This is a genomic window from Massilia genomosp. 1, assembly GCF_011682185.1.
Taxonomy (GTDB): Bacteria; Pseudomonadota; Gammaproteobacteria; order Burkholderiales; family Burkholderiaceae_D; genus Telluria_A; species Telluria_A rubra.
Genome location: NZ_WHJF01000012.1, coordinates 42,975 through 68,963 on the forward strand (window position 1 = coordinate 42,975; position 25,989 = coordinate 68,963).

Annotated in this window: 26 protein-coding genes; 6 read left to right on the forward strand and 20 right to left on the reverse strand. The window is 66.6% G+C overall.

Annotated features, from left to right (window positions below):
* Positions 1-6 precede the first annotated feature (6 nt).
* Positions 7-582, reverse strand: a complete 576-nt coding sequence (locus tag F1735_RS06765) for an outer membrane beta-barrel protein (RefSeq protein ID WP_167236221.1) — start codon at positions 580-582, stop codon at positions 7-9.
* 143 nt (positions 583-725) lie between these two features.
* On the opposite strand from F1735_RS06765, the gene F1735_RS06770 reads away from it, so the two are divergent.
* Entirely contained in the window at positions 726-1,460 is a 735-nt protein-coding gene (locus F1735_RS06770) for a helix-turn-helix domain-containing protein (protein WP_167236222.1), read from the forward strand.
* A gap of 12 nt (positions 1,461-1,472) precedes the next feature.
* Here F1735_RS06770 and F1735_RS06775 read toward each other — a convergent pair whose 3' ends face one another.
* The 18 genes from F1735_RS06775 to gpmA form a co-directional block, all read right to left on the reverse strand.
* Positions 1,473-3,719: a patatin-like phospholipase family protein gene (locus F1735_RS06775; protein WP_167236223.1), complete on the reverse strand. Its 2,247-nt coding sequence runs from the start codon at positions 3,717-3,719 to the stop codon at positions 1,473-1,475.
* 7 nt (positions 3,720-3,726) lie between these two features.
* Positions 3,727-4,320: a type II secretion system protein N gene (locus F1735_RS36385; protein WP_167236224.1), complete on the reverse strand. Its 594-nt coding sequence runs from the start codon at positions 4,318-4,320 to the stop codon at positions 3,727-3,729.
* An 11-nt stretch (positions 4,321-4,331) separates the two neighbouring features.
* Positions 4,332-5,552, reverse strand: coding sequence for a type II secretion system inner membrane protein GspF (gene gspF / locus F1735_RS06785; protein ID WP_166892023.1), 1,221 nt, complete (start codon positions 5,550-5,552; stop codon positions 4,332-4,334).
* Between the two features lie 10 nt (positions 5,553-5,562).
* Positions 5,563-7,008: a type II secretion system ATPase GspE gene (gene gspE, locus F1735_RS06790; protein ID WP_167236225.1), complete on the reverse strand. Its 1,446-nt coding sequence runs from the start codon at positions 7,006-7,008 to the stop codon at positions 5,563-5,565.
* A 34-nt stretch (positions 7,009-7,042) separates the two neighbouring features.
* Positions 7,043-9,289, reverse strand: coding sequence for a type II secretion system secretin GspD (gene gspD / locus F1735_RS06795; RefSeq protein ID WP_167236226.1), 2,247 nt, complete (start codon positions 9,287-9,289; stop codon positions 7,043-7,045).
* On the reverse strand, positions 9,289-10,068 hold the full coding sequence (gene gspN / locus F1735_RS06800; protein ID WP_167236227.1) for a type II secretion system protein N: 780 nt from the start codon (positions 10,066-10,068) through the stop codon (positions 9,289-9,291). The genes gspD and gspN overlap by 1 nt, the downstream gene beginning before the upstream one ends.
* A complete protein-coding gene (gspM, locus tag F1735_RS06805) occupies positions 10,065-10,598 on the reverse strand; it encodes a type II secretion system protein GspM (RefSeq protein ID WP_167236228.1) in 534 nt (177 codons plus the stop codon). Before gspM ends, gspN begins: the two co-directional genes overlap by 4 nt.
* Complete coding sequence (gene gspL / locus F1735_RS06810) at positions 10,595-11,812, reverse strand: type II secretion system protein GspL (protein ID WP_167236229.1); 1,218 nt, start codon at positions 11,810-11,812, stop codon at positions 10,595-10,597. Before gspL ends, gspM begins: the two co-directional genes overlap by 4 nt.
* Before the next feature lie 18 nt (positions 11,813-11,830).
* Positions 11,831-12,832, reverse strand: a complete 1,002-nt coding sequence (gene gspK / locus F1735_RS06815) for a type II secretion system minor pseudopilin GspK (RefSeq protein ID WP_167236230.1) — start codon at positions 12,830-12,832, stop codon at positions 11,831-11,833.
* The gene (locus tag F1735_RS06820) at positions 12,829-13,506 is read right to left on the reverse strand and encodes a PulJ/GspJ family protein (protein ID WP_167236231.1); all 678 of its coding nucleotides are present in this window, start codon (positions 13,504-13,506) and stop codon (positions 12,829-12,831) included. The genes gspK and F1735_RS06820 overlap by 4 nt, the downstream gene beginning before the upstream one ends.
* Positions 13,503-13,892: a type II secretion system minor pseudopilin GspI gene (gene gspI / locus F1735_RS06825; protein WP_167236232.1), complete on the reverse strand. Its 390-nt coding sequence runs from the start codon at positions 13,890-13,892 to the stop codon at positions 13,503-13,505. Before gspI ends, F1735_RS06820 begins: the two co-directional genes overlap by 4 nt.
* Positions 13,893-13,908: 16 nt before the next feature.
* The gene (locus F1735_RS06830; protein ID WP_267876649.1) at positions 13,909-14,388 is read right to left on the reverse strand and encodes a GspH/FimT family pseudopilin; all 480 of its coding nucleotides are present in this window, start codon (positions 14,386-14,388) and stop codon (positions 13,909-13,911) included.
* 15 nt (positions 14,389-14,403) lie between these two features.
* Positions 14,404-14,838 (reverse strand): type II secretion system major pseudopilin GspG, encoded by a 435-nt coding sequence (gspG, locus tag F1735_RS06835; RefSeq protein ID WP_229505660.1) that lies wholly within the window; start codon positions 14,836-14,838, stop codon positions 14,404-14,406.
* A 316-nt stretch (positions 14,839-15,154) separates the two neighbouring features.
* Complete coding sequence (locus tag F1735_RS06840; RefSeq protein ID WP_167236234.1) at positions 15,155-17,275, reverse strand: amidohydrolase family protein; 2,121 nt, start codon at positions 17,273-17,275, stop codon at positions 15,155-15,157.
* A 254-nt stretch (positions 17,276-17,529) separates the two neighbouring features.
* Positions 17,530-18,282 carry a HesA/MoeB/ThiF family protein gene (locus tag F1735_RS06845; protein ID WP_167236235.1) on the reverse strand — a complete coding sequence of 251 codons (753 nt, stop codon included), beginning with the start codon at positions 18,280-18,282 and terminating at the stop codon, positions 17,530-17,532.
* 25 nt (positions 18,283-18,307) lie between these two features.
* Complete coding sequence (locus F1735_RS06850; RefSeq protein WP_167236236.1) at positions 18,308-19,810, reverse strand: S41 family peptidase; 1,503 nt, start codon at positions 19,808-19,810, stop codon at positions 18,308-18,310.
* A 22-nt stretch (positions 19,811-19,832) separates the two neighbouring features.
* Positions 19,833-21,350, reverse strand: a complete 1,518-nt coding sequence (locus F1735_RS06855) for a murein hydrolase activator EnvC family protein (RefSeq protein WP_187364177.1) — start codon at positions 21,348-21,350, stop codon at positions 19,833-19,835.
* Positions 21,351-21,389: 39 nt separating this feature from the next.
* Positions 21,390-22,136: a 2,3-diphosphoglycerate-dependent phosphoglycerate mutase gene (gpmA, locus tag F1735_RS06860; protein ID WP_167236237.1), complete on the reverse strand. Its 747-nt coding sequence runs from the start codon at positions 22,134-22,136 to the stop codon at positions 21,390-21,392.
* A gap of 148 nt (positions 22,137-22,284) precedes the next feature.
* On the opposite strand from gpmA, the gene F1735_RS06865 reads away from it, so the two are divergent.
* The 5 genes from F1735_RS06865 to F1735_RS06885 all read left to right on the forward strand — a co-directional run bounded on the left by F1735_RS06865 (position 22,285) and on the right by F1735_RS06885 (position 25,193).
* Positions 22,285-22,686, forward strand: coding sequence for a rhodanese-like domain-containing protein (locus tag F1735_RS06865; protein ID WP_167236238.1), 402 nt, complete (start codon positions 22,285-22,287; stop codon positions 22,684-22,686).
* Positions 22,687-22,699: 13 nt separating this feature from the next.
* Positions 22,700-22,963 (forward strand): glutaredoxin 3, encoded by a 264-nt coding sequence (grxC, locus tag F1735_RS06870; protein ID WP_167236239.1) that lies wholly within the window; start codon positions 22,700-22,702, stop codon positions 22,961-22,963.
* Positions 22,964-23,111: 148 nt separating this feature from the next.
* Complete coding sequence (secB, locus tag F1735_RS06875) at positions 23,112-23,585, forward strand: protein-export chaperone SecB (protein ID WP_166892068.1); 474 nt, start codon at positions 23,112-23,114, stop codon at positions 23,583-23,585.
* A 118-nt stretch (positions 23,586-23,703) separates the two neighbouring features.
* A complete protein-coding gene (locus F1735_RS06880; protein WP_167236240.1) occupies positions 23,704-24,147 on the forward strand; it encodes an SH3 domain-containing protein in 444 nt (147 codons plus the stop codon).
* A 5-nt stretch (positions 24,148-24,152) separates the two neighbouring features.
* Entirely contained in the window at positions 24,153-25,193 is a 1,041-nt protein-coding gene (locus F1735_RS06885) for an NAD(P)H-dependent glycerol-3-phosphate dehydrogenase (protein WP_167236241.1), read from the forward strand.
* Between the two features lie 33 nt (positions 25,194-25,226).
* Here the strand turns inward: F1735_RS06885 and F1735_RS06890 are convergent, their stop codons facing one another.
* Entirely contained in the window at positions 25,227-25,949 is a 723-nt protein-coding gene (locus tag F1735_RS06890; protein ID WP_373888482.1) for an ABC transporter substrate-binding protein, read from the reverse strand.
* Positions 25,950-25,989: the final 40 nt, after the last annotated feature.

Sequence of the window (25,989 nt, forward strand, 5' to 3'; positions counted from 1 at the left end):
CGCCGCCTAGAACTTCCAGGCCGCGCCGAAGGTCATCAAATGCACTTGCGTGCGTGCCAGCGCGCCGAAACCGGCCCTGAGCACATCGTAATCGGCCGTCAGCGACAGATGCTTGTCGAGCGCATACGCGATCCCCAAGCCACCCGTCAGGCCGGTCGATCCGCTTGACTGGCCATCGAACTTGCCCGACAAGCGGGTCAGCCCCGCCCTGGCATGCACCGACAGCGCATCGGTCTCGCGTGAACTGATCCGGTACGACAGCCCCGCTCCCCGCAGCGACGCCGCGCCACGCTCGCGCGCCAGGTTCATCTTGCCGCTGCGGTAAGCCACCAATTCAAGCGAACTGGTCAACTCCGAACCCTGCCAGGCGCTGAACGGCGCAAAATTGAAACCGGCGAACAACTTGCCGCTGCCGTTATCCTGTCCCTGGCAGGCATCCCCGCCGCCGCATGGGGCGCGCAACTGCATCCGCCCCGCCCCGCCGCCCGCATAGATCGGACTGGTGTCGCCGTAACTGGCGCCGCTGGCGGCGCCGCTGAACACGGTCAGCAGGAGGACGGCAAGCAGCGGGAGTTTCTGCATCGGTTCACTTTCGGTCAGGAACGTTTCTGGGCTGAACACAGTGTCCTGCTTTTCCGCAAAAAGTACTATCTTCTTGTGCGAAGCACTGAAATTCGGTACATTCAGTATCGGATAACACTACATTTTGCCTTTAAAGGAATCGCATGAGCTCACCTGAGCTGGTCATACAAGTGCTGCGCGCCGAGTTGCGCGCGGCGGGCATCACCTACAAGGCGCTGGCCGGGCGCATCGGCATGAGCGAGTCGAGCGTCAAGCGCATGTTCGGGCAGAAAGATATGGCCCTGTCGCGCCTGGCGCAAATCTGCAAGGCGGCCGGGGTCCCGCTCGAAGACGTGCTGCGCCGCGCCGCCGACGCCCGTCCCCAGGCCGACACCCTGACGCCAACCCAGGAAAAGTCGCTGATGGCCAATCCGCGCCTGCTGCTGGTCGCCATCTGTTGCCTGGGCAACTGGACGCTCGACCAGATCATCGACACCTACCAGCTGAGCGAGCCGGAATGCATCGGCCTGATGGTCGAACTCGACCGCCTCGGCCTGATCGAACTCAAACCCCTGAACCGCTACAGCATGCGCGTCTCGACCACTTTCCGCTGGCTGCCGGACGGGCCGGTGCAGCAGTATTTCCGCGAGCATGTGGTGGAGGATTACTTCAGCGGGCGCTTCGACGGCGCCGGCGAAACCTTGCTGTGCCTGCCCGCGCGCCTGTCGCTGGGCAGCTCGCGCGAATTGCTGCTGAAAATCCAGCAGTTGGCGGCCGAGCTGGCGCGCCTGCACCAAGCCGACCGCCGCCTGGCCCGCGACGAGCGCGACGGCGTGACCTTGCTGCTCGGCTTTCAATCGTGGGAATCGAGCGCGTTTACCGCGCTGCGCCGCGCGTAACCTCGCTGTCGGCTACCAGATCGGCCCGAGGAACAAATAGGCGGTGCCGCCGCCGTGGATGGTCTTGCCGGCGCCCACGTACACCGGGCCAAAGCGCGTGTCGACCGACAAAAACCCGCTGACGGCCTGCTTGAAGGCGTCGCCCTGCTTGAAGGCGTCGCCCTGCACGATCTGGCGGCGGTCGAACGCGCCGCCCGCTTCCAGCGAAAAGCCGGCGCGCAGGGTGCCGCCCAGGGTCACCGGCAAGGCGCCGATGCGGCGCGCCATCACCAGCCGCCAGAAGGCGATGCGGTTGCCTTCGACCGATTCCGGCATCGAGCCCGACAAACGCAAGAATCCACCCAGGCTGAGCGGCGCGGCGCCGCTGCTGGCGACCGCGTATTCGCCGTACACATGGCCGGCCCAGTCGCGCGTGCGGAAAGCGCTCAGGCCGAGCAGGGAAAACTGCGCCAGCGGCGTGGCCCCATCGGCGCCGATACCGGTGCCGGACAATTTGGCGTCGACCAGGTAGCCGCGGCTGGGAAAGCCGAGCGAGTCGAGCGTGTCGACCCGGTAACGGAAGTATTGATAGCTGTTCGATGCATGCTCGCCCGCCGCATCCTCGGGAATGAGGGCGCGCGCACCCAGGCGCTGCTTGACGGTGCCGAACTGCACATCGCCCCAGGTCCCCAGTTCGCGCCCCACCACGAAACGCATGGAACGCTGCGAGTAGGCATAGCGCACCTTGCGCCGCCCTTCGCTGAAGAAGTCGAGCGAGGTCGAGCCGTACTGGAGCGCCGGCGCCACATACCAGGGCGAACCGGGGCCGAGCGGCTGGTGGAACTGGACGCCGATGCCGCGCTCGTCGCCGATCTGGGCCGTGGTGCGCAGCTCGCCGCCCCACGGGTTCATCGAGGAGCGCACGTGCATCACCTTGAGCGCGAAGCGGTTGGCGTCGTCGAAGTCGCTGGCCAGTTCCAGCCCCACGCGCAGGCGGCTGTTGGTCCAGCTGGCCTCAGTGGCGCGGATGGCGACCGCGCGCTGGCCGCCTTCGTCGTCGATGTCGGTCTCGACCCGCTCCAGGTCGCCGCGTCCGTACAGGCTGTTGGCGGCGCGCCGCACCTGGTCGCGCGTGCGGGTCTGGCCCTGCGCCAGGCCGGACTGCACCTGCAGGATTTTCGGGTTGATGCGCCCGCTGCTCTCGACCTTGACCTCGGTCAACAGCATCGGCGTGTCCGACAGCGGCGGCGTGGCCAGGCGGTTGTTTTCGAACAGCGCGTACTCGGCCGCGGGCAGCGCCAGCGCCGCCAGGCGCGGCGCCAGCGCGCGCGTGGCCGCCTCGCCGCCCTTGATGGCGCTGTCGATATTGCGAAAGTCCAGAAAACTCGTGCCGCTCAATTCCGGCGAGATCAACACATCGCCCGGGCCGAGCTCCCTGATCGAGCGCTGCACGTTCTGCTCGGTCAGGATGTTGATCATCTGCTGCGCCACGCCGAGCGCGCTGCCGAGGTTTTTCTCGGGCGCCAGCGGGGTACCGACGTTGACCGCGATGATGATGTCGGCGCCCATCTTGCGCGCCAGGTCGATCGGCAGGTTGCGCACCAGGCCGCCGTCGACCACCAGGCGCTGGTTGACCCGCACCGGCGCGAACACGCCCGGCACCGCGAGCGAGGCGCGCATGGTCAAAAACAGCGGGGTGTCGATCAGGTCGACCAGGTCGCCCGTGACCAGGTCCGAGGCGACCGAGCGAAACGGCAGGCTCAGTTGATTGACCGGGCGGTCGCGCGTGCCGGCCGGCAGCAGGCGCGCCAGCGCCAGTTCCAGCGCGGCGTTGCCGGCCGCCGCCGGCGGCAGCGAGATGCCGTCGCGGTGCAGGCCGAACTCGATGCGCGACGGCAGCAGCACGTCTTCTTCGCGCCGCCGGAATTCGAGGTCTTCGCGCGCCGGCCGGTCGGCCACCACGCGGTCCCAGTCGGTGTGGCGCGCCATCTGTTCCAGGTCGGCCACCGAGGAGCCGGCCGCGTAGGCGCCGCCGATCACGCTGCCCATGCTGGTGCCGACCACGATGTCCACCGGCACCCGCATGTCGCGCAACACGCGCAGCACGCCGATGTGGGCAAAGCCGCGCGCGCCGCCGCCGGAGAGCACCAGCGCCACGCGCGGACGCGCCGCCACCGTCACGCCGGCCTCACGCTGCGGCGCGGCGGCCGGCTGCGCCAGGGCGGCGCCCGCGGGCAAGCCCAGGGCGCAGGCCGCGGCCAGCACGCGCAATCGCTTCATGGCGGCCTTATTGGGTCGGTGCTTGGTTGCCGGGGCTGACCACGGTGCGGGTCGGCCCCGGCATCTGCGGCGGCGGCACGGTGGTCACCGGCGGCGTTGGCGAGAGCGCTTGCGCCGGTTCCGGCGGCGCGCCCGGCGCCGGGTTGGCGTTCTCGCCCTGCGGCGGCGGCGGCGGGGCCGCCATCGGCGGCGCCATCTCGGGGCCGGCCTTGGCGTCGGTGGCCAGTTCGATGCGTTTCTCGACGCCGCCTTCGGACAGGATCACATAACGCGGGAACACCGCGCTGACCGTCACGCCGGGGGCCACCTCGCGTCCGACCTTGAGCGCGCGCGGCGGCTGGCCGTCGGCCACCAGGATGGCGGCGCTGTCGCGCCCGGCCGAGATCACGCCGGTCAGCTGGTAATTGCTGACCACCACGGCGGCGGCCTGGCCGCCGAACAAGGTGGCGGCGGCGTCCGGCGCCGGCACCGGATCGGGCGCGCTGGCGGCGGCCACGATCGGGCGCTGCTCGCCCTTGATGAACTGCATGGCCCAGTACGCGATCGAGGCCGACAGGAGAACCACGGCGAGCAGGCTGAAAACTATTGGCAAACGCTTCATTACATTCCTTTTTACCGCACCAGCTGATTGATTTCAATGATAGGCATCAGCACCGCGAGCACGATCAGCAGCACCACCACGCCCATGGCCAGGATCAGCACCGGTTCGAGCAGGCCGGCGATGGTGAGCGTGCGCCGCTCCAGGTCCTGCTGCTGCGAATTGGCGGCCCGTTCCAGCATGGCCGGCAGTTCGCCGGTGATCTCGCCGGCGCGGATCATGTGGATCAGCATCGGCGGAAAGTGCTTTTGCGCCGACAGCGCGCGCGCCAGGCTGACCCCCTCGCGCACGCTGGCGCTGGCCTGTTCGACCAGCTCCTTCATGGCCAGGTTCGACAAGGTGTCGCGGCTGGTGTCGAGCGCGCGCAGGATCGGCACGCCCGAGCCGGTGGTGATGGCCAGGGTGCTGGCGAAGCGCGCCGTGTTCAGGCTGCGTTCGAACTTGCCGTAGATGGGGGCGGTGAGCAGCCAGGTATGCCAGCGCCTTTTCAGCACCGGGTTGCGCAGCGCGCGCCGCCACATCCAGAACGCGCCGACCATCAGGATGCCGACGATGATGCCCCAGGCGCGCACGAAATTCGATACGCCCAGCATCATGACCGTCAGCAGCGGCAGCTTTTGCTTGGTGTTGGCGAACACCGAGACGATCTGCGGCACCACGTAGGTGAGCAGGAAGATCACGATCGCGAACGCCACCACGGTGACGATGGCCGGATAGGTGAACGCCAGGCGCACCTTCTGCACCAGCGCGTTGCGCCGTTCGATGTAGTCGGCCAGGCGCGAGAGCACGCGCGCCAGGTGGCCGATCTGCTCGCCCGAGGCGACCAGCGCGCGGTAAATCTCGGCAAAGTCGCGCGGGTGGCGCGAGAGCGCGTCGGAAAACGGCGCGCCGCCCATCACTTCCGAGCGGATCGAGGCCACCAGGTCGCGCACATACGGACGCTCGGCCTGTTCCAGCAGGGCCGTGAAGGCTTGTTCGAGCGGCAGGCCGGCCTCGAGCAAACTGGCCAGCTGGCGCGTGAACAGGGCCAGTTCGACCTGCGACAGGCGCTCGCCGAAGCCGCGGCTTTTCTCGGCGCCGGAGGCGTCGAGCTGGGCCGCGATGGCTTCGACCATCAAGGGCGTGAGGCCCTGCAGGCGCAGGTCGGCGCGCGCCGAACGGGCGCTGTCGGCGTTGACCACGCCCTTGCGGGTGCTGCCGTCGCCATCGACGGCTTCATAACGGAATGCGGGCATCGTTCTCGGCCTAGTCCTTGGTCACGCGCAGCAATTCGGCCTGCGTGGTGGTGCCGTTGTCGAGCCAGCGCTGGCCATCCTCGCGCATGGTTTTCATGCCGCTGGCCTGGGCCGCGCTGCGGATCTCGGCTTCGGACGCGCGGTTGTGGATCTGGGCGCTGATCTTGTCGTTCGTCTCTAACAGTTCGTACACGCCGACCCGGCCGTGATAACCGGTCTGGCCGCACTTGTCGCAGCCGACCGCTTTCCACTGGACCGAACGGCCCTGCGGGGTGTCGACGTCGTCGCGCACCTTGCAGTGCTCGCACAGTTTGCGCACCAGGCGCTGCGCCATCACGCCCAGCAGGGACGAGGACAGCAGGAACGGTTCGATCCCCATGTCGAGCAGGCGCGTGACGGCCGCCGCCGCATCGTTGGTGTGCAGGGTGGCCAGCACCAGGTGGCCGGTGAGCGAGGCCTGGACCGCGATCTGCGCCGTTTCCAGGTCGCGGATCTCGCCGATCATGATCACGTCCGGGTCCTGGCGCAGGATCGCGCGCAGGGCCTTGGAAAAGCTCATGTCGATGCGGGCGTTGACCTGGGTCTGGCCGACCCCGATCAGGTCGTACTCGATCGGGTCTTCCACGGTCAGGATGTTGGTGGTCGAGGCGTTCAGGCGCGAGAGTGCCGCGTACAGGGTGGTGGTCTTGCCGGAGCCGGTCGGCCCGGTGACCAGCACGATCCCGTGCGGCTGGTTGATCAGCTCATCGAACTGCGGCAGCAGGGCCGCGTTCATGCCCAGGTGCGACAGGTCGAGGCGGCCGGCTTCCTTGTCGAGCAAACGCAGCACGGCGCGCTCGCCGTGGCCGGTCGGCAGGGTCGAGACGCGCACGTCGACCGGCTTGCCGCCCACGCGCAGGGTGATGCGGCCATCCTGCGGCAAGCGCTTTTCGGCGATGTCGAGCTGGGCCATGATCTTGATGCGCGAGATCAGCGAGGCGTGGATGGCCTTGCGCGGACGGACCACGTCGCGCAAGGAGCCGTCGATGCGAAAGCGCACCACCGAGGTTTGCTCGAACGGCTCGATGTGGATGTCGGACGCGCCTTCGCGCAGCGACTGGGTCAGCAGCGCGTTGATCATGCGGATCACCGGCGCGTCGTCGGACGATTCGAGCAAGTCTTCGATGGCCGGCACGTCCTGCAGCAGCTTGGTCAGGTCGAGGTCGGCGTCGAATTCATCGGCCACCTGCGAGGCGTCGCCGCCGGCGCCGGCGTAGGCGCTGGCAATCGCCGCTTCCAGCTCGCTGCGCTCCATCGAGCGCAGCGCAATGCGCCCGAAGCGGCGCGAGACTTCCGCAATCGCCGCCGGCGCGGTGGCGCCCGAGACCCACACTTCGATCGGATGCTCGCCATTGTCGGGCGAGCGCGCCAGCACGCCGAAGTCGCGCGCGAAGGCGTAAGGTAAGAGGTTGCTCATCGCTGGATAGTCCGCTGTGTTGTCCGCTTCTGCATCATTTTGTCGCCGGACGATACATGTTCACATCGGCCGGGTTGATCGTGGCCGGGGCGCTCAAGGGACGCTCGGTGGTGCTGCCCGGCGCCGGGGCCGGCGTGGCGGGGGCTTGGGCCGGGCGTTGCAGCATCGGCGCCATGGTGCCGCCCGGCGGCGGCTGGCCGTTGGTCAAGGGCGGCAGCACCGGGGTGCCGTAGTCGGGCATGACGATATTGTCTTTCGGTCCGCCCACGGCCTGGCCGGCCGAGCGCATGAAGTCGTAGCGGTCGGCGGCGATGACGTTGCTGTCTTCCTTGCTGCGCACGATCACCGGGCGCAGGAACACCATCAGGTTGGTCTTGGTGCGGCCGCGCTTGCGGTACTTGAACAGGTTGCCGAGCACGGGAATGTCGGCCAGGCCGCGCACGCGCTCTTCATTGTCGCTGGTGTCGTCCTTGATCAGGCCGCCCAACACGATGATCTGGCCATCGTCGGCGATCACATTGTTTTCGATGATGCGCACGTTGGTGGTCACGCCCGAGGGCGCCGTCAGCGTGGACTGGTCCACGTTCGAGGTCTCGTGGTAGATCGCCATCTTGATGGTGCCGCCTTCGGAAATCTGCGGACGCACCTTCAGGGTCAGGCCCACATCCTTGCGCTCGATGGTCTGGAACGGGTTGCCGCCGGCGGCGCCGCCGGTGTTGGTGGTGAAGCTGCCGGTAATGATCGGCACGTTCTGGCCGACCTTGATGGTCGACAGTTCGTTGTCCAGGGTCAGCATGTTCGGGGTCGACAGGATGTTGGCGTTGCCGGTCGTTTGCAGGGCGTGGGCGATCGCGCCCAGGCCCAGTTCGCCCGCGATCTGCTTGAACACGCCGATCGACAGGCCCGCGCCGGGCGTGGCCGCGCGCCCGGCCGCGGCCAGCTTGAGCAAGGCGTTGCTGCCGGCCACCGTGGTCGAATTTTGCAGCGCGCCGACCCGGTACTTGCTGTTTTCGGTGCCGGTGATGCCGAGCCACTGGACCCCGAATTCGGCCGCGTTTTCGGCGTTCACTTCGACGATCAGCGATTCGATGTACACCTGGGCGCGGCGCACGTCGAGCTGGTCGATGACGGCGCGCAGGTTGCGGTACACCGCGTCCGGGGCGGTGATGATCAGGGTGTTGGTGGAAGCGTCGGCCTGGATGAAGCCGGCCCCGCTGCCGCCGCTGCCGCCGCCGGTCTGGCTCTGCTGCGCCATGCTGTTGCCGGCGCCGCTGTTCTGGTTATTGTTACCGCCGGTCATGCTGTTGCCGGCGCCGCCGCCGCTGGCCACGCTGCCGCCGGTGGTGCCCTGCTGTTGCTGGGGCAAGGCCGATGAGTCGGACGAGACCACCGCGCGCAGGGTTTGCGCGAGCTTGGTGGCGTCGGCGTTTTTCAGGTACACCACGTGGACATTGCCCGCTTCCGAGGTCGGCTGGTCGAGCTTGGCGATCAGCGACTTGGCCAGGTTGGCGCGCGCCGCCGACGGCGCGCGCAGCACCACCGCGTTGGTGCGCGGATCGGCCACCACCGAGATGCGGCCCGAATCGCCGCCGGCGCTCGGCTCCATCAGCTTGTTGACCATGGTGGCCAGGTCGGAAGCGATCGCGTGGCGCACCGGGATGACGTCGAGGTCGGCCGCCACCGGGGCGTCGAGCGCGGCGACGATCTTGGCCAGGCGGCGCAGGTTGTCGGCGTAATCGGTGATGACCAGGCTGTTATTGCCCGGATTGGCCATGATCGAATTGTTCGGCGAAATGAGCGGGCGCAAGACCGCGGTCAGGTTGGCCGCCGATTCGTGGCTCAGGTGGAAAATCTGGGTGGCGATCTGGTCGCCCTTGATCCTGGCGCCGCCCACCCCGACCTGGGTCGGCGACGATTGCAGCTTCGCTTCGGCTTCCGGCACCACCTTGGCGTAGCCGTCGCCGGTGACCACGGCGTAGCCTTGCAGGCGCAGCGCCGAGGTCAACAGGCCAAAGGCCTGGGCCTTGGTGACCGGTTTTTCCGAGGTCACGGTCAGGGTGCCCTTGACGCGCGGATCGATGATGAAGGTCATGCCGGTGTAATGGCCGACCGCCTTGATGACCGATTCGATGTCGGCGCCGACGAAATTGAGGGCGGCCGACTCGTCCGGGGCCGCCAGCGCGGGCGCCGGGGCTCCCGCGACCGCGCAGCACAACAGGACGCCGGCGGCGATGCGGCGCAACGCCGGGGAAGGGAAAGTGCTCAGTGACTGTTTTTTCATCATTTAAACTCTAAGGCGATAGTTTTCTTGCCGTCCACCATTCGGCGCTGGCCCAGTAAATTCAGGAGATTGCCCAGCGTTTCTTCATATCCATCGGCGGCCTGTGCCGTGCCGGAAAACTGGAAGCGGCCCTGGTTCAGGCTGCCCTTTCCCGCCAACAACAAGGCGCCGCGTTCGGTCTTCAAATTCAGTTGTGCCTGCTGACCCTGCCAATCCATGGTCATCTTGTAGCTGCCCAGCACCTTGATCGGAGCCATGCGCGAGCCCATCCCGTTCAGTTCCAGGGTGGTCACCCCGTCCACCGCGACCGCCTTGCCGCCACCCACCGTGGCCAGGCCGAGGGTGGTCCAGGACAGGCGCATGTCGCCCGACAGCGCCAGGGTGTTGAGCGGCGCGCCCAGGCCGGCCAGGCCTTCGGCCGGCAGCAGCAGCGCGGCCGGGCTGACCTGCCACTGCGACCAGCTGCCGGTCAGGCGCACCGGCTGCGTCAGGGCCAGCGGGTTTTCCAGGGTCATGTCGACCTGGCCGAGCAGGGCCAGGGGCGACAGGGTCCAGGCGAAGCGCCCCGGCAGCAGCGGCGTGACCGAGCCGCCCGGACCGGGCGCGCCGCCGAGAAAGGCCGAACCGCGCCAAAGCGTACCCTGCGCATCCCCCAGAGTCAAACGCGCGCCGGTCTGGCGCTCGACGACGTCGCCCAGCCAGGTGGCCGGCGCGAACGCCAGCACGGTGAGGACGACGGCCAGCACGATCGCGCCCAACCATAGCACGGCGCGCATCATCGCGAACCCGCATCCGCGTTCTGGCGCAAGGTCATGCTGGCATCGACCTGGCCGGCCGGGGGCGAGGCCGTGGTCGGGACGGTAATGGCCGCTTCCAGCACGCTGATACGGTGTTCGAGGCGCTGCGCGTCGAGCCAGGCGACCAGGTTGGAAAACGCCACGCCGCTGACCTGGACCTTGGCGTACTCGCCCGTGATGCTGACCGACTCGGGCTTGATGCCGCGCGCCGTCAAGCTGGCGTTGATCGTCTCGCGCGACATGGGCGTCACTTGCGGCGGCGTCTGGCCGGCCAGTTCGGCGGCGGTCTTGGCCATCGCTTCGAGCTGGGCCTTCTGCTGCTTGAGCAGGGGCAATTCCTTGCGCAGGCGCGCGCTGCCTTCCAGCGCGGGCGCCAGCAACACGCCGTACACCAGCGCCAGCAGCGCGATGGCGCCGCCGATGCCGAGGAACTTGCGCTCCTGCTCGGTGCGCGCCATCCAGTACAGCGCCAGCTTGTCCTTGAAACCGCCAACCGCGCTCAGGGCGCTCATGGTTTCGCTCCCGGCGTGCGCACCAGGATGGTGTTGGCGGCCACGTCACTGACGTCGAGCTTGTACTTCTGCAAGCCCGGCTTGAGGTTGGCGGCCAGGGCCGGATCGGCGCCCTCGGGCTTGACCTTGACCGTCATGCTGCGCTCGCGGAAAGTGATCGAGGCCAGCTCGGGCGGCTTGCCCAGGGTGCGCATGGCTTCGCCCAGGGCGGCGGCCTGGAACGTGAATTCATCGGGGCCGACCTGGCCCGAGGCGCCCCGGGCCTGGGCGATTTTCTGCTGCATCTGACGCTCCAGGTTATTGCTGAGGACGGTTTCTTTCGGATAGGCGGCGCGGAATACCTGCACCATGCCGGTGCGCGTGTTGTCGGCTTCGCGCTTGAGGCGCAGCCACTGGTAATTGAGGCCGGCCAGGTTGACCGCCACCGCCAGCAGGGCCAGGCGCACCGGCCACTTCCAGCGCTGCCAGTCGCGCGTGCGGGCGCCGGCCGCGCCCAGGCCGGGGACCAGGTCGAGCACCGTGCTTTTCGAACCGGCGATCCAGTGCGCCCAGTGGTCGGCTTCGAGCGTGACGGCCGGTCCCGCTTCGGCCAGCAGGGCCTGGTATTCGCCCAGTTGCTGCTCGTGTACGTACAAGGTCAGGGGCGTGTCGCCGGCCAGTGCGCGCACCGTTTGCAGGGCCAGCGCCGGTTCGCCGGCCAGCGCCAGCCCCAGGCCGTGATACTGGCCGTGACGGATGGTGATACCGCCGCCATCGATGGCGGCCGAGGCATTGCCCGGCGCCAGCGGCAGGCACAGCTGGCCGGGAAAGGCGGCCACCGAGCGCGCGCCCATGGCCAGCAGCGAGCGCACCAGCGCTTCGAGCCAGGCGCGCTGGGCCACGGCGATGGCGCGCAAGCCGTCCGGGGCGGCGGCGGGCGCGGCCACCAGCACGCATTCTTCCGGGTCGCCCAGCACTTGTTCTTCGACCAGGTTGGGCAGCGCGGTGCGCAGGCGCGCGGCCGACAGCGGCGGCACTTTGATGTGCAGCAAGGTCACGTCGGCCGCGGCCAGCAGCAACACCACGCGCCGGCTCGACGCGACCAGGTCGCCCATGCCTTTCAGGACACCCTCGCCCTGCTGCATCAGGGCGCCACCGTCGGCAACCAGCGCGAAGCGGGCCAAGGTCCCTTCGCTGTCCGCCCTGGCCGGATGCCGGATATATAAAGTAGTCAAACTATCTCGCTTTCGTTCTCAATTTTGCCGTACCCAGACGGTCGTGGTGGTCACACGATCGTCCAGCCTGCGCTGGACCAGCGCTTCCGCGTCGAGCGCGGCCCGGTCCAGGCGGATCCGGCTTTTTACCAGGAAAAATTCGCTCTTGAAACTATAGGTTTTCTTGATCAGGTCATCGGCGTGGCCGTACAACTGTTCCCTGAAACCGTCGTCATGGCGAAACGACGCGGTCTTGCGGCGCGCCACCAGGGCGGTCGCTTCCGATACCGAATAGCCGACCACGATCGCGGCCAGCACTTCGGCCGGAGCGGTGTTGGCGTTGATACTGGTTTTTTCGGGCAGCACGATGGCGAACGGACGCAGGCGGTTGACCGTCTCGATGGTGTAGCCGGGAATGGCGAGCAGGTCGTCGAGCTGGGTCAGGGCCAGCGGCGCCGTGCCGCTCGACACCGGCACCGTCACCACGTCGGGGTCCTTCGGCAACGGCTGGCCGTTCGCGTCGAGGCCTTGCGCGACCGGCGCCGCGCCCGCAGCCATCGCCAGCGCGGTGCGCTGGGCCAGGGCCGGATCGAGCTGCAGGTTTTGCAGCAAGCGCTGGTAGATCCCGACGTGGATCTTGTCGACATCGCGCCCGTTGGCCAGGTTGAGCAGGTTGTAGCGCGCGGTGGCGTCCGCAATCTGGCCCGACAGGGTGGCGTCGAACACCTCGCCCTCGATCCGTTCGCGCTCGATGTACTGGTCGAGCCGGGTTTCGGCCAGCGGCGTGTTCCATACCGCGTTCAGGGTGGTCAGGCTGCGGTTGTCGATGCCGTCCTGGCGCAGCACCAGGCGCGCCCAGTCGAGCGCGCCGCGCAGGATCCACTTGGTCTGCAAGTGCAGGCGCTGGTTTTCCATCGAGCGCACCTGGACCTGTTGCTGCCAGAACAGGCTGGCGACGATGGTCACCGACAGCATGGTCAGCAGCAGGGCCGTGATGATGGCCACCCCCTGCTGGCGGCGCGGATACGGGCGGCGCGTCACATGCCCCCCAACAGGAACGATTTGGTCATCACGGCGGCCACATTGTCGATCTGGAGCTGCACCTGCAGCCCGGTCGGCGCCACGGTCGGCGCCACATTGCTCGCTCCGGCGGGCGCTTGCTGGGACGGGTCGGGAAGCGCCTGCGCCACCGGCTGCGTGTTCTGGCGCCAGCCATTGTTTTCCCAGGTCATGACCTGCATCGCGCTCACGCCCGACTGCAGGGTGACCGAGGCGCTGGTGTCGGCATTGCTGATAGCGGCCTGCCACATCACGTCGAGCTGGACCAGGTCGCGCGTGCCATTGCTTTCGCGCCGCGTGAGCATGCGCTCGACGACGCGGTAAGTGACCACTTGCAACCGGGCCGCGTCGTTTTCGTTGTACACATTGCGCACCAGGGTCAGGCGGTTGGGCGCGGACAGCAGGTAGGGACGGCCTTGCAGCAGGCCCGGCGTGGCCAGGTGTTCGCAGTCGCTCTGCATCTGGGCAAAGGCGAGCTGCATGCCGCGCGCCGATTCGAGCTGGGCGGTGAGCGCTTCGCGCGCGCGCACGATGCTGTCCAGGCCGCGGTAACCGAGCACCGCCACGATGGCCAGGATGCTGATCGCCACCAGCAGTTCAATCAGGGTGAAACCACGCTGCCGCTGCCGTTTGCCGTACTGCCGGAGCCGACTCATTCGTTGAGCACCAGTTGGACCAGCTTGATGATGCGGCGTTCCGGACTGGCGCTGTCGAACACGCTGACCTCGACCCGGCGCAGGCGCGGATTCGGGCTGGCCAGCACTTCTTCCTGGCACAGCAGCTTGAGGTCGCCCTGCGGGCATTCGTAACTGTTCTTGCCGATGGCCGGATATTCCTTGGCCAGGCGGATCTGCACCAGCCGGTTTTCGGCCGACCAGGTGGCCATCATGGCGGCGCGCAAGCCGGCGCTGTTGGACGTGAGGCTGCCCACCGCGCGCAGCGAGGCGCCCAGCGCGGTGCCGATGATGACGAGCGCCACCAGCACTTCGAGCAGGGTGAAGCCGGACTGGCGGGAGGATGGACAAGGTTCGGGTGGGCGCATCATGTTTTCAGCTGGTTTACTCAACGACAAAGTGGCCGATACCGTCGGCCCGGATGGCGACCCGGTCGTCGCCGCTCGCCAGGGTCAGCACGAACGGCTTGTCGACCGGCTCGCGCCCGAAGGTGATGCGCACCGGGCCGCCGCCGACCGACACCGGCGGGTCGAGCAGCACCTGTACCGGCGCGCTCTTGAAGGGCCGCTCGCGCAGCAGGTCGTCGCGCGTGACTGGCTCCCAGATCGATTCGTTACGCACCAGGAAGCGATAATGTTCGGTATCGGCTTCGAAAGCGACCAGGCGGTTGCGCACGATGGCTTCGTCGCGCGCCAGTTGCAGCAGCAAGGCCAGGCGGCGCGCCTCGTTCTCCAGGTTCTGGCGCGGGCTCGGCATGGCATTGATCGACACCATGCCCAGCACGATGCCCATGATGACCAGCACCACCATCACCTCGATCAGGGTGAAGCCGCGGGCGCCGCGCACTGCCTTCGTCACGTTCAAGCGGGCCGGCCTGGCTTACTGTTCCCAGGAACCGATATCGGCGTCGTCGCCGGTACCGCCCGGCAAGCCGTCGGCGCCCAGCGAGAACACGTCGATCTCACCCTGCACGCCGGGCGAGAGCAGCTGGTACGGGTGGCCCCACGGGTCGTTCGGCAGTTTGTCGAGATAACCGCCCGACTTCCAGCCGTTGGCGCTCGGGCCGTTGCTCGGCTTGGCGACCAGCGATTGCAAGCCTTGCTCGGTGGTCGGGTAGCGCTGGTTGTCCAGCTTGTACAGCTTGAGCGCCTGGCTCAGGCTGGCGATATCGCTCTTGGCGGCGGTGATGCGCGCCTCGACGGTGCGGCCCATCAGCTTTGGCACGACCAGCGCGCCGAGGATGCCGATGATGACCACCACCACCATGATTTCAACCAGGGTGAAGCCCGGGGCGCGAATGCCCGGGGCGCGCATGCCGCGCGCGCGGCGCTGGCGGAGAGAAAATTTTGCAGCGAGTTTCATAGTCAGTCTGTAATAAGTTCTACGATGAAGTCGGAGTATAAGGCCAATGAGGCCCGCCGTCGCTATACAACTGCGGGCAATTTTGCGTCATCCCGCGGTCATCATTGCGCATGTGTAAGCTTGCGTTGCCGGACGTCATACAAGTTACCCTGACGCACCCGGCAGCGCCATCGGATGCGCGCTGCGACTGGTCAATTGTAAGGCAGTGCGGCAGCGCTTTCCAATGATGGACGAATCGACAGCGCCGGTGCGCGCAAGCTCTCGACGATCAGTGGTGATGACGGGCGGCGCTGCCGGTGAAGCGATGCAGGGCGCCATCATTGCCGCCCTCGGCCAGGTTGCTCGAGACCGGCGCGAGCGCTTTCACCATCGGCGCATCCTTGACGAAAGGCACGATGCCGAGTGCCTTGTCGACTTCATGCGGGTAGACCACGTAACCGCGCGTGATCACCGCCGCCACCTTGCGGATGTCGCCGATCTGCTTGGTCGGATCGCCATCGACCAGCACCAGGTCGGCCAGCTTGCCCTGCGTGACCGTGCCACGGTCGGCCAGGGTGCGGGTGTAGCGCGCGCCGTTGAGGGTGGCGACCTGGATCGCCTGGGCCGGCGTGAGGCCGGCCTTGACCAGCAGTTCGAGTTCGGCCTGCAGGGTGAAGCCGGCCATTTCATCGGTGCCGGCCACGATCGGCACGCCCGCCTTGTACAGGCGGCCGACGAAGTCGACCATCTTGGCGTAGGATTTTTCGTAGCGCTTCTGGGCCGCTTCGTCGGCGATCTTCATGGTGCCGACATAAAAGCCGCGCTTGACATCCGGCGGCATGTGCTCGGCCACGGCCACGAAGGGCTCGTTGAGGTCGCCGTCGCGCTGCTTGAGGAAGGCAAACGTGGCCAGGGTCGGATCGATCACGATCTGCTTGGCCGCCAGGCGCGCGATGAATTGCTTGACCTTGGGCGCATCGAAGTCCAGGCCGGCCACTTTTTCGGATGGCAAGATGAAGCGTTCCAGGGTGCGCGTTTCGGTTTCCGGCGTGGCCAGGAAGTTGAGCATGACCTGGTTGATGTGCTGGATTTCATCGTAGCCGGCGTCCAGCGCTTCATGCGCGCGCAGGCCGACCGGAATGTGGCCGGAGACGCGCATGCCGCGGCTGTGGGCGTAGGCCACGGTGTCTTTCAGGATCGCCTTGGGGAAGGAGTTGTAGATTTTCAGCTGCGGATAGCCGTGTTCGGCGTACCAGTCGATCGCGTTTTTAGCGGCCGGCAAGTCCTTGACGACGAAGCCGCCGTTCGACGAGAACGGGCTCTCGCCTTCCAGGAAACCGGTCGGCACCACTTGCGGCGAGAGCAGGCGGCCGTCGGCGATTTCGTCGAGGATCTGCTGCAATTGCTCGTTATCGTTGCCCATGTCGCGCACCGTGGTCACGCCTGCGGCCAGGTTCAGGCCGCCGTCCCAGCGGCCCACGTGGCCGTGCATGTCGAACAGGCCGGGCAACATGATGCGCCCGGCCGCGTCGATTTCGTTGACGGCGCCGCGCACCGGGGCGCCGGCCGGCAGGATGGCGCTGATGCGACCGCGCAGCACATACACGTCGGACGGCGCGCCGACGGTGGCTTTTTCGCTGTCGAAGATGCGCGTGTTCTTGATCACCGTCAAGCCGGTCAGCTTGTGCTGGAGAGTGCTGGCGAGGTCGTTCAGCATTTTGCTCTCGGCCAGTTTCTGGCGTTCGGCCAGCACCTTGCCGACGCTGTGCCAGCCTTCTTCGGTGGCGGTCATGAAGCCGGGGATGACGACCGCGAACAGGCGCGGTTTGGCGTCGGTGGTGGCCCAGTAGAACTGCGGCGACATGCCCAGGCCGGTCTGGGCGAACAGCTGCACCTTGCGCGTCTTGCCGTTGGCGCCGACCTCCACTTCATCGAGTTTGCGCTGGGTCAGGGTGCCGGAAGGCAGCAGCGGCAGGCTGCCGCCCGGGCTGGCGGCCAGCGCGGCGATCGCGATCGAGGCCATTTCGGCCGAGCCGTTCAGGGGCACATACAAGGCCGGGCCGGTGATCGCTTTGGCGCCTTTTTCGGAGGTCGATTGCCAGCTGGCCTGGTCGCCCTTGCGTTCGAAGCGGTCGTCCACCACCGCGCCGTAGGTCGAGTTGCCCTTGACCGTGTAGTCGATCATGGTGCCGTCGGCGCCGAGGCGGAATTGTTCGCTCAGTTCGGGGCCGCGGCCGTTGTCCTTGTAGATGAAACGTACGCGGGTGAGGCCATCGTCGTCGCGCTCGACGACCTGTTCACCGATGCGCTTGCCGTTTTCGGCATGCATTTCGTAGCGGATGGTCTGGGTGGCGGCGTGGGCCGACCAGCTCAGGGCGGCAGCGACAGCAAGGACGAGCGGACGTTTCATGTGGTGCATCTCCTGGACGGGATGGGGGGAATTGTGCTGGGTCGCAAGAATAGCACGGCGAAGTACGGTCTAGCGCAATGTCAGAAAGACAAATGCACAAATGACTATGTTGGGGGAGGGAGAGGGGTGAAAAGGGGGCCGGAAGCGGCGGCACAGCATGACTAAGCGCTCCCTCAAAACCGTCGTTCCCGCCTTCGCGGGAACGACGGACTTGAGGGTATGGGCTACAAGCGAGGAGTCCCAGGACGCTGAAGTTACCCGGCGCACCCGCACACCGGACACCCCGCATTGCGCGCCACGCCGATGCTGGTCCACTCCATGGCGCGCCCGTCGAGCAGCAGCAGGCGTCCCGCCAGCGATTGCCCGACCCGCATCACCAATTTCAGCGCCTCGGCCGCCTGCATCGCGCCGACCACGCCCACCAAGGGCGCGAACACGCCCATGCTGCTGCACGCCACATCCTCAAAGTGCTGATCCTGCGGAAACAGACAGCTGTAGCACGGCGAATCGGCGCGGCGCGCATCGAACACGCTGATCTGCCCGTCAAAACGGATCACCGCGCCCGACACCAGCGGCACCTTGTGCGCCACGCAGGCCCGGTTGACGGCGTGTCGCGTGGCAAAGTTGTCGCTGCAATCGAGCACCACCGACGCCTGCCCGACCAGCTCGGCCAGGCGCGCGTCATCGGCCCGCTCGCGCAAGGCCACGACGTCGATCTCGGGATTGATCGCCAGCAGCGCGGCGCGGCCGGACTCGGCCTTGGGCTGCCCCACCCGCGCGGTGGTGTGCAGGATCTGGCGCTGCAGGTTGGTGAGGTCGACATCGTCATCATCGACCAGCACGATGCGCCCGATCCCGGCCGAGGCCAGGTACAAGGCCGCCGGCGAACCGAGCCCGCCGGCGCCGATGACGAGCGCGCTCGCCGCCAGCGCCCGCTGCTGGCCTTCAATGCCGATTTCGTCGAGCAAGATATGGCGCGAGTAGCGCAGCAACTGGTCGTCGTTCATCGGATGCGGGCCGTACCTTGCTGCATTATTTCTTGTCGCCTTTGTTGAGTTCGGGCGGCTTGAGCTCGGTTGCCGGCAGCTTGACACCCGGCGCCGCCTTGTCCTTCGCCTTCTCGCCTTCCTTGTCATGCACCGGCTCGACCTTGGAAAGTTTGACCGGCAAGCCCTTGAAATGGTTCAGGGCCTGGGCCAGCTGGAAGTCGTCCTTGCTGCCGAATTCGAGCGGCTTGCGGGTGCGCGCGAGCGCCTGGGCGCGCTGGTCTTCTTCGACTTCGTCGCGGCGCGCGCGGCCCGCATCGACGCTGTCCTTGCCGCTGCCGTCGGACAAATGCTTCTCCAGGTCGGCTTCGCGCACGCGCAGGCTGTTCAAGCCGTCGCCCTCGGCGGTTTCGTCGACCATCACGTCGGGCACGATGCCCTTGGCCTGGATCGAGCGCCCGTTCGGTGTGAAGTAGCGCGCAGTGGTGAGCTTGACAGCGGTGTCCTTGGTGAGCGGGCGCAAGGTTTGCACCGAGCCCTTGCCGAAGGTCTGGGTACCCATGATGATGGCGCGCTTGTAATCCTGCAAGGCGCCGGCGACGATTTCGGAGGCCGAGGCCGAGCCGGTGTTGACCAGCACGATCACCGGCACGTTTTTCAGCGCGGCCGGCAGCTTGGCGAGCGGATCGGCGCCATTCCGGGCGGCGTAGAATTCGCGGCGGCCGTAGAACACTTCGTTCGAATCGCGCCGCTGGCCGGCGGTCGAGACGATCGGCTTGTCATGCGGCAGGAACGCGGCCGACACGCCGATCGCGCCCGGCAGCAAGCCGCCCGGATCGTTGCGCAGGTCCAGCACCAGGCCCTTGAGCTTGGGGTCCTGGGCGTACAGCGCGTTGACCTTTTTCACCATGTCGTCCACGGTCTGTTCCTGGAACTGGCTGATGCGCAGCCAGCCGTAGCCCGGCTCGACCATCTTGGCCTTGACGCTTTGCACGCGGATTTCTTCGCGCATCAGCGGCACGATCCAGGGCATGTCGTCGCCCTTGCGCGCGATCGTCAGGACCACACGGCTTTTCGGCTCGCCGCGCATTTTCTTGATCGCTTCGTCCAGCGACATGCCCTTGATCGGGGTGCTGTCGATACGGGTGATCAGGTCGCCCGCCTTGATCCCGGCGCGAAACGCCGGCGAATCTTCGATCGGGGTCACGATCTTGACGTAGCCCTCTTCCATGGCCACTTCGATGCCCAGGCCCACGAAGCGGCCCTGCATGCTTTCCTGCATTTCGCGCAGGGCTTTTTTGTCGAGGTAGACCGAGTGCGGGTCGAGCGAGGCCACCATGCCGGTGATCGCTTCGGACAGCAGCTTGCTGTCTTCGACCGGTTCGACATAGTCGGACTTGATCAGGCCGAACACATCGGTGAGCTGGCGCAGCTCGTCGAGCGGCAGGGGCGCGCTGCCGGGTTTTTGCGCCATGGCCGAAAACTGGAAGGAGGCGGCCACGCCGGCCACCATGCCCATGCCGATCAGGCCGATACTTTTGACTTTCATTCTTCTACCTATAGTAATACCGTCAGAAATTCACCCAGCCCGCCGGATCGACTGCCGCACCCTTGTGCCTGATTTCAAAGTATAGCCCCGATTCCTCGTTGCCGCCGGTGTTTCCCGCGCTGGCGATCGGGTCGCCGCCTTTGACGGCGTCGCCCTCGCGTTTGAGCAGGGCCTGGTTGTTGCCGTAGATCGAGAGGTATTCGCTGCCATGGTCGACCAGGATCAGGTTGCCGAAGCCGCGCATCCAGCGCGCGAACACCACCCGCCCGCCGGCCACGGCGCGCACTTCGCTGCCTTCGGCGGCCTTGATGAACATGCCTTTCCAGCTCGGTCCGCTGCCGCGCTTGGCGCCGAAACGGGCCGCCAGCTTGCCCGACACCGGCGCGCGCAGCTTGCCGCGCAGGCTGGCAAAGGCGCCGTCGAGCATGGCCGGGGCCAGCGCGATATCGGGTTTACGCGGCGGCGCCGCTGGCGCTTTGTCCGGCACGTGCGCGACGACAGGTGCTTCATCGTCGTCGATCGGGTCGAGCGGCGCCGGCGCCGGCGCCGGGACCGGCACCGGGATTTTGGCGCCCGTGCGCGGATCGGTCTTGGGCGGCTTTTTGGCCGCTTCGCGCGCCAGGCGTTCGCGTTCGCGTTCGCGTTCGCGTTCGCGCTCCCGTTCGCGCTCGCGTTCGGCACGGCGTTCGGCTTTTTTGGCCTCCGCCAGCAGGCGCGCCTGCTCGGCAGCCTTGGCGCGCGCGGCGGCCAGCGCTTCCTGGCGCCGTTGCTCGGCGGCCGCCGCCGCGGCTTGTTCCTTGATCAGCTGGGAGAGCTTGTCGACCAGCCCGGCCATGCGCTGTTCGTCGCGCTCGAGGCCGCCGATTTCCTTGCGCTGCTCGGAGAGCCGTTCCGACAGGGAACCGAGCAAGGCGGCGCGGCGCGCCTTTTCCTTGACCAGCACGGCTTTCTGCTCGCGCTCTTCGCGGGCGATTTCATCGAGTTCCTCGCGCGCGTTTTCGGCCTTGTCGCGGTTGCTGGCGACGGCGGCCAGGTTGCCGTGCAAAGAGCCGAGCAGCCTGGCCTGGGCTTTCGAGACATAGGCCATCAATTGCAAGTCGCGGTTGATGCGGTTCGGATTGTCGCCCGAGAGCAGCAGCTTGATCCGGTCTTCGTTGCCGGCAAGGTATTGCTCGCGCAACAGGCGCGCCAGTTGCTGTTTCTGGCTGACGATGGTGGCCCCCAGTTGCTCTTGCGAGGCGGCCAGGGCGGCCACGCTGGCGTTGGTGTCGCTCTGCTCGTCGGCGAGCTCGCGCAGCACGCGGTTGGCGTCGGAAATGGCTTCCTCGGACGCGGCCAGGGTGTCGGCCGCATCCTCGCGCTCGCTTTCGGTCTTGCTGACTTCGCGCTTGAGCTCGGCCAGCTTTTGCTGGATGCCGGCGCGCGTCTTCTCCGCCAGCGCTTTCTGCTTGCTGCGTTCGGTCTGGCGGGGAGCGGAAGCGGGCGCGGTACCCGACGCGGGAGCCGCGCCGCACGTGGCGACGGCCACGAGCGCGAACAAAGCCCCGGCCGCTAACTGCTTGAACTTGAAAGACAAAACTTACTTGGCCTTCCCTTGGTTGGCGACCGCCGCGACGGCGGCGGCGATGGCGTCCTGGTCGCCCAGGTAATAGTGACGGACCGGTTTCAGGTCGGCGTCGAGCTCGTACACCAGCGGCTGGCCGTTGGGGATGTTGAGGCCGACGATGTCCTCGTCGCTGATGCCGTCGAGCATTTTGATCAGGGCGCGCAAGCTGTTGCCGTGGGCCGAGATCAGGATTTTCTTGCCGGCGCGGATGGCCGGGGCGATTTCTTCATCCCACACCGGCATCACGCGCGCCACGGTGTCTTTCAGGCATTCGGTCAGGGGAATGCTGTCTTTCGGCACGCCGGCGTAGCGCGGATCGTTGAACGAGGTGCGCTGGTCGGACGCTTCCAGCGCCGGCGGCGGGGTGTCGTAGCTGCGGCGCCAGACCAGCACCTGGGCGTCGCCGTACTTGGCGGCGGTTTCGCCCTTGTCCAGGCCCTGCAGGGCGCCGTAGTGGCGCTCGTTGAGGCGCCAGTCGTTCTTGACCGGCAGCCACATCATGTCCATGTCGTCGAGCGCCAGCCACAAGGTGCGGATGGCGCGCTTGAGCACCGAGGTGTAGGCGACGTCGAAGGTAAAACCCGCATCTTTCAACACCTTGCCGGCGCTGCGCGCTTCGCGCACGCCTTTTTCGGTCAGGTCGACGTCGGTCCAGCCGGTGAAGCGGTTCTCGAGGTTCCAGGTGGATTCGCCGTGGCGCATGAAGACAATTTTGTACATAAGCAAGTTTTTCAGAAGAGTGAGGAAAAGGGGTGCGATGCGAAAATGGTGAGCGCCACAGCCTGTTACTGCTGCGCCAAAGGCTAAGTTATAGCAGATCCGGCTTCTATTTTATAATGCGGGGATTGTCCTAAACCATTGGAACCCCGTGAAATTCATTATTGACCATATTTTTATCGTCAGCATCGTCGTGCTGTCGGGCGGCGCCCTGCTCTGGCCGGCGCTGCAACCACGCGGCAAACGTGCTTCTTCGCTGCAGGTGACCCAGCTCATCAACCGCGGCAAGACCGTGCTGGTGGACGTGCGCACGGCTGAAGAATTTGCAATCGGGCATTTGCGCGACGCGAAAAACATTCCGCTGGCAGACTTGTCGTCCCGCATCGCCGAGCTCGACAAGGCGAAAAGCAAAACCGTGATCGTCGTGTGCCAGACCGGCGCGCGCGCCGACAAGGCCATCAAGATCCTCGAAGGCGCCGGTTTTACCGATGTGTTCAGCCTCGATGGTGGCCAGACCGCATGGCAAGCCGCTGGCTTGCCGATTGCAAAGTGAGAAAGGAAACACCATGACAGCCCATGTAGTGCTCTACCATACCGCCGCCTGCCCGTACTGCGTACGCGCCGAGCGCCTGCTCGAAGCGAAGGGCGTGACCGACATCGAGAAAATCCGGGTCGACCTCGACCCGGAACAAAAAACGGTCATGATGACCAAGACCGGCCGCCGCACCGTGCCCCAGATTTACGTGGGCGAAACGCACGTCGGCGGTTTCGATGACTTGTATGCGCTCGATCAACAAGGACGCCTCGATCCCTTGTTAAAAGGGCGTTGATCGGCATATAGTCCCGGATTACCGCTAATCGATTGCGCAAAACTATTTCAAGTCGTATGATTTTGCTACAATTGCCGTCGCGTTTGAAGTCCAAGCACAGAGGGAACGGCGTGTCGCCGTTCTGTTAATTTCTCAACGAAAGCGTTCCATGTCTGACGAAAATCTGCAACCCGTATTCCAAATCCAACGCGTCTACCTGAAAGACATGTCGCTGGAACAGCCGAATTCCCCAGCCATCTTCCTCGAGCAAGAAGCGCCGTCGATCGAAGTGTCGCTGGACGTTGGCGCCGAAGCCATCGCCGACGGCATCTACGAGTCGACCGTCACCATCACCGTGACCGCCAAGGTCAAGGACAAGGTTGCGTTCCTGGTTGAAGGCAAGCAAGCTGGTATCTTCGAAGCGCGCAACATTCCTGCGGACCAGATGGATCCCCTGCTGGGAATCGGCTGCCCGAACATTGTTTACCCTTACCTGCGCGGCAATATCGCCGACGTGATCACCCGTGCCGGCTTCCCGCCTGTGCATCTGGCAGAGATCAATTTCGAAGTGTTCTACCAGCAGCGTCGTCAGGCGCTGGCTGATGCAGCCGCCGCTGCCCCAGCGGACACCGCAGCACACTAAGTACGACCGCAGGGTGGGCCAGGCCGCCCGCGCGCAGCAGTTGCGCGCGGGTCCTGTCCGGGCACGGATCTCCGTCGCCGCGGCCGCCACCCTGCACTCTCACGGCGAAGGCCACGCAATGACAATTCCCCGTTTTCTCCTCAGTGCCGCATTCGTGCTGGCCTCGGCCTCGGCGCACGCGCTCGAATTCAAGAGCGTCGGCGCGGCCAGCCTGATCCTGTATGACGCGCCCTCGCTGAAAGGCACCCGGCTGTTCATCGCGCCGCGCGGCATGCCGGTCGAAGTCGTGCTCACCTATGGCGAATGGGTCAAGCTGCGCGACGTCAGCGGCGACCTGGCCTGGGCCGAAGCCAAGTCGCTCAGCCCGCGCCGCACCCTGGTGGTGCGCAGCGCCAACGCCAAAGTGCGTAGCGCGGCCGAGGCCGACGCCAATCCGGTGATGACCGCCGACAAGGGCGTGCTGCTGGAACTGCTCGATGCGCCGGCGTCAAGCTGGGTCAAAGTCCGTCATCGTGACGGCATCACCGGCTATATGCGCGCTGCCGACGTGTGGGGCATCTGAGCCCCATGCCGACCAGCACGCACAAGGTTTCACCCCGCAAGATTACCGTGTTGGGCGCCGGAGCCTGGGGCACCGCCGTGGCGATTGCCCTGGCGGCGCGCCATGATGTGCTGATGTGGGGCCGCAATGGCGGCGCCATGGACGCCATGGCGCAAGCGCGCGAGAACCGCGCCTACCTGCCCGGCTGCGCGTTTGCGCCCGGCTTGCAAGTCACGGCCGATATCGACGCCGCCCTGGCGCACGTACACGGCACGCCCGAGGACGAGGCGCCGCTGCTGATCGCGGCCTGCCCGGTGGCCGGCCTGCGCCCGCTCTTGCTGCAACTGCAAACCCACGCAATATCGCATATCGTCTGGCTTTGCAAGGGCTTCGAGGGCGATACCGGCCTGTTGCCGCACCAGGTGGTGCAGCAGGTGCTGGGCGCCGGGGTGGCCGGCGCCGCGCTGTCGGGACCGTCGTTCGCGCAGGAAGTGGCGCGCGGCCTGCCGTGCGCGCTGACGGTCGCGTCGCGCTCGGACATGCTGCGCGAGCGGGTGGTGTCCACGGTGCATGGCGGCCCTATCCGCGTGTATGCCTGCGACGATCTGGTCGGCGTGGAAGTGGGCGGCGCGGTCAAGAATGTGCTGGCGATCGCCACCGGCGTGGCCGACGGTCTGGGGCTGGGCCTGAATGCGCGCGCGGCCCTGATCACGCGCGGGCTGGCCGAAATTACGCGGCTGGGCACGGCGCTGGGCGGCATTCCGGCCACCTTCATGGGATTGACCGGGATGGGCGACCTGATCCTGACCTGCACCGGCGACCTGTCGCGCAACCGCCGCGTGGGCCTGGGCCTGGCGCAAGGCAAGGCGCTCGACACCATCGTGGCCGAGCTCGGGCATGTGGCCGAAGGCGTGCCGTGCGCGAAAGCGGTACGCGCGCTGGCGCGCACGCTGGGAGTGGACATGCCGATCACCAATGCGGTGGCCGGCGTGCTGTTCGATGGCGACACGCCCCAGGCGATGCTGGCGCAGTTGCTGGCGCGCGATCCGCGCGATGAATTGAGCTGAAGGGTCAGGCGAGCGGGCCGGCGCCGCCGGAGCTCAGGGCGGTGCGCCGCGCGCGCCCTGTTTCTGCAGTTTTTCGATGGTCTTGTCCGCCTTCATCGCCTGCAGGGCCGCCGCCAGTGCCGGCACCAGCGCGGCGTGGTGCTTGTTCACGTAGTGGTACACCGGGAACGAGGCCAGCGCGGGCGAGAGCGCGCGCACATCGTCGATCTTGAGGGTCTCGGCGGCGGCCAGTCCCGACAAGCGGTTGCCGACCACGACATCGGTGCGTCCCATGCTCAGCTTCTGAAAGGCTTGTTCCATGGTCGGCACCGCTTCGGTCTTCATGCCCGCCGTATTTTCCTTGACGATCTTGATGCCGCGCACATAGCCGATCGAGAACGGCCGCAGGCTTTCCCAGCCGTTGACGGTGAACTCGGTCCCGCGCGTGAAGATGACGATCTCATAGGTCAGCAAGGGCACGGGAACGATCATCAGGTTCGGATATTCCCGCTCCATGCCGACCTTTCGGTACAGCTCGCCATCCATCCGGCCTTCGTTGGCCATCATCAGGGTGCGTTCGCCCGGCAGCTTGTGCACCACCAGCACCCGGCCGATGCGGCGATAGGCTTCGGCCATGACCAGTTCGGCGATGCTGGCGGACGGATCATTGCCGACCAGGGTGGAAACGTGCATGTCCCTGGTCTCGGCAGCGGCAGCGGCCCCTGGACCGAGTACGCTCGCGGCCAGCGCGAGTATCAAAAAACGGTGGCGGTCCACGGAATCCTCCGGAGAAATGTGCTCAGTATCATCTTAAGCT

What these genes read in the sequence shown, in the direction of transcription:
- F1735_RS06765 (WP_167236221.1), bottom strand. Translation starts at nt 582, where the DNA reads ATGCAGAAACTCCCGCTGCTTGCCGTCCTCCTGCTGACCGTGTTCAGC.
- grxC (WP_167236239.1), top strand. Translation starts at nt 22,700, where the DNA reads ATGACAGCCCATGTAGTGCTCTACCATACCGCCGCCTGCCCGTACTGC.
- F1735_RS06850 (WP_167236236.1), bottom strand. Translation starts at nt 19,810, where the DNA reads ATGAAAGTCAAAAGTATCGGCCTGATCGGCATGGGCATGGTGGCCGGC.
- F1735_RS06845 (WP_167236235.1), bottom strand. Translation starts at nt 18,282, where the DNA reads ATGAACGACGACCAGTTGCTGCGCTACTCGCGCCATATCTTGCTCGAC.
- F1735_RS06820 (WP_167236231.1), bottom strand. Translation starts at nt 13,506, where the DNA reads ATGAGTCGGCTCCGGCAGTACGGCAAACGGCAGCGGCAGCGTGGTTTC.
- gspM (WP_167236228.1), bottom strand. Translation starts at nt 10,598, where the DNA reads ATGAGCGCCCTGAGCGCGGTTGGCGGTTTCAAGGACAAGCTGGCGCTG.
- gspD (WP_167236226.1), bottom strand. Translation starts at nt 9,289, where the DNA reads ATGAAAAAACAGTCACTGAGCACTTTCCCTTCCCCGGCGTTGCGCCGC.
- gspI (WP_167236232.1), bottom strand. Translation starts at nt 13,892, where the DNA reads ATGCGCCCACCCGAACCTTGTCCATCCTCCCGCCAGTCCGGCTTCACC.
- gspF (WP_166892023.1), bottom strand. Translation starts at nt 5,552, where the DNA reads ATGCCCGCATTCCGTTATGAAGCCGTCGATGGCGACGGCAGCACCCGC.
- F1735_RS06775 (WP_167236223.1), bottom strand. Translation starts at nt 3,719, where the DNA reads ATGAAGCGATTGCGCGTGCTGGCCGCGGCCTGCGCCCTGGGCTTGCCC.
- gspE (WP_167236225.1), bottom strand. Translation starts at nt 7,008, where the DNA reads ATGAGCAACCTCTTACCTTACGCCTTCGCGCGCGACTTCGGCGTGCTG.
- F1735_RS36385 (WP_167236224.1), bottom strand. Translation starts at nt 4,320, where the DNA reads ATGAAGCGTTTGCCAATAGTTTTCAGCCTGCTCGCCGTGGTTCTCCTG.
- gspG (WP_229505660.1), bottom strand. Translation starts at nt 14,838, where the DNA reads ATGCGCGCCCCGGGCATTCGCGCCCCGGGCTTCACCCTGGTTGAAATC.
- F1735_RS06885 (WP_167236241.1), top strand. Translation starts at nt 24,153, where the DNA reads ATGCCGACCAGCACGCACAAGGTTTCACCCCGCAAGATTACCGTGTTG.
- secB (WP_166892068.1), top strand. Translation starts at nt 23,112, where the DNA reads ATGTCTGACGAAAATCTGCAACCCGTATTCCAAATCCAACGCGTCTAC.
- F1735_RS06770 (WP_167236222.1), top strand. Translation starts at nt 726, where the DNA reads ATGAGCTCACCTGAGCTGGTCATACAAGTGCTGCGCGCCGAGTTGCGC.
- F1735_RS06840 (WP_167236234.1), bottom strand. Translation starts at nt 17,275, where the DNA reads ATGAAACGTCCGCTCGTCCTTGCTGTCGCTGCCGCCCTGAGCTGGTCG.
- gspN (WP_167236227.1), bottom strand. Translation starts at nt 10,068, where the DNA reads ATGATGCGCGCCGTGCTATGGTTGGGCGCGATCGTGCTGGCCGTCGTC.
- F1735_RS06880 (WP_167236240.1), top strand. Translation starts at nt 23,704, where the DNA reads ATGACAATTCCCCGTTTTCTCCTCAGTGCCGCATTCGTGCTGGCCTCG.
- gpmA (WP_167236237.1), bottom strand. Translation starts at nt 22,136, where the DNA reads ATGTACAAAATTGTCTTCATGCGCCACGGCGAATCCACCTGGAACCTC.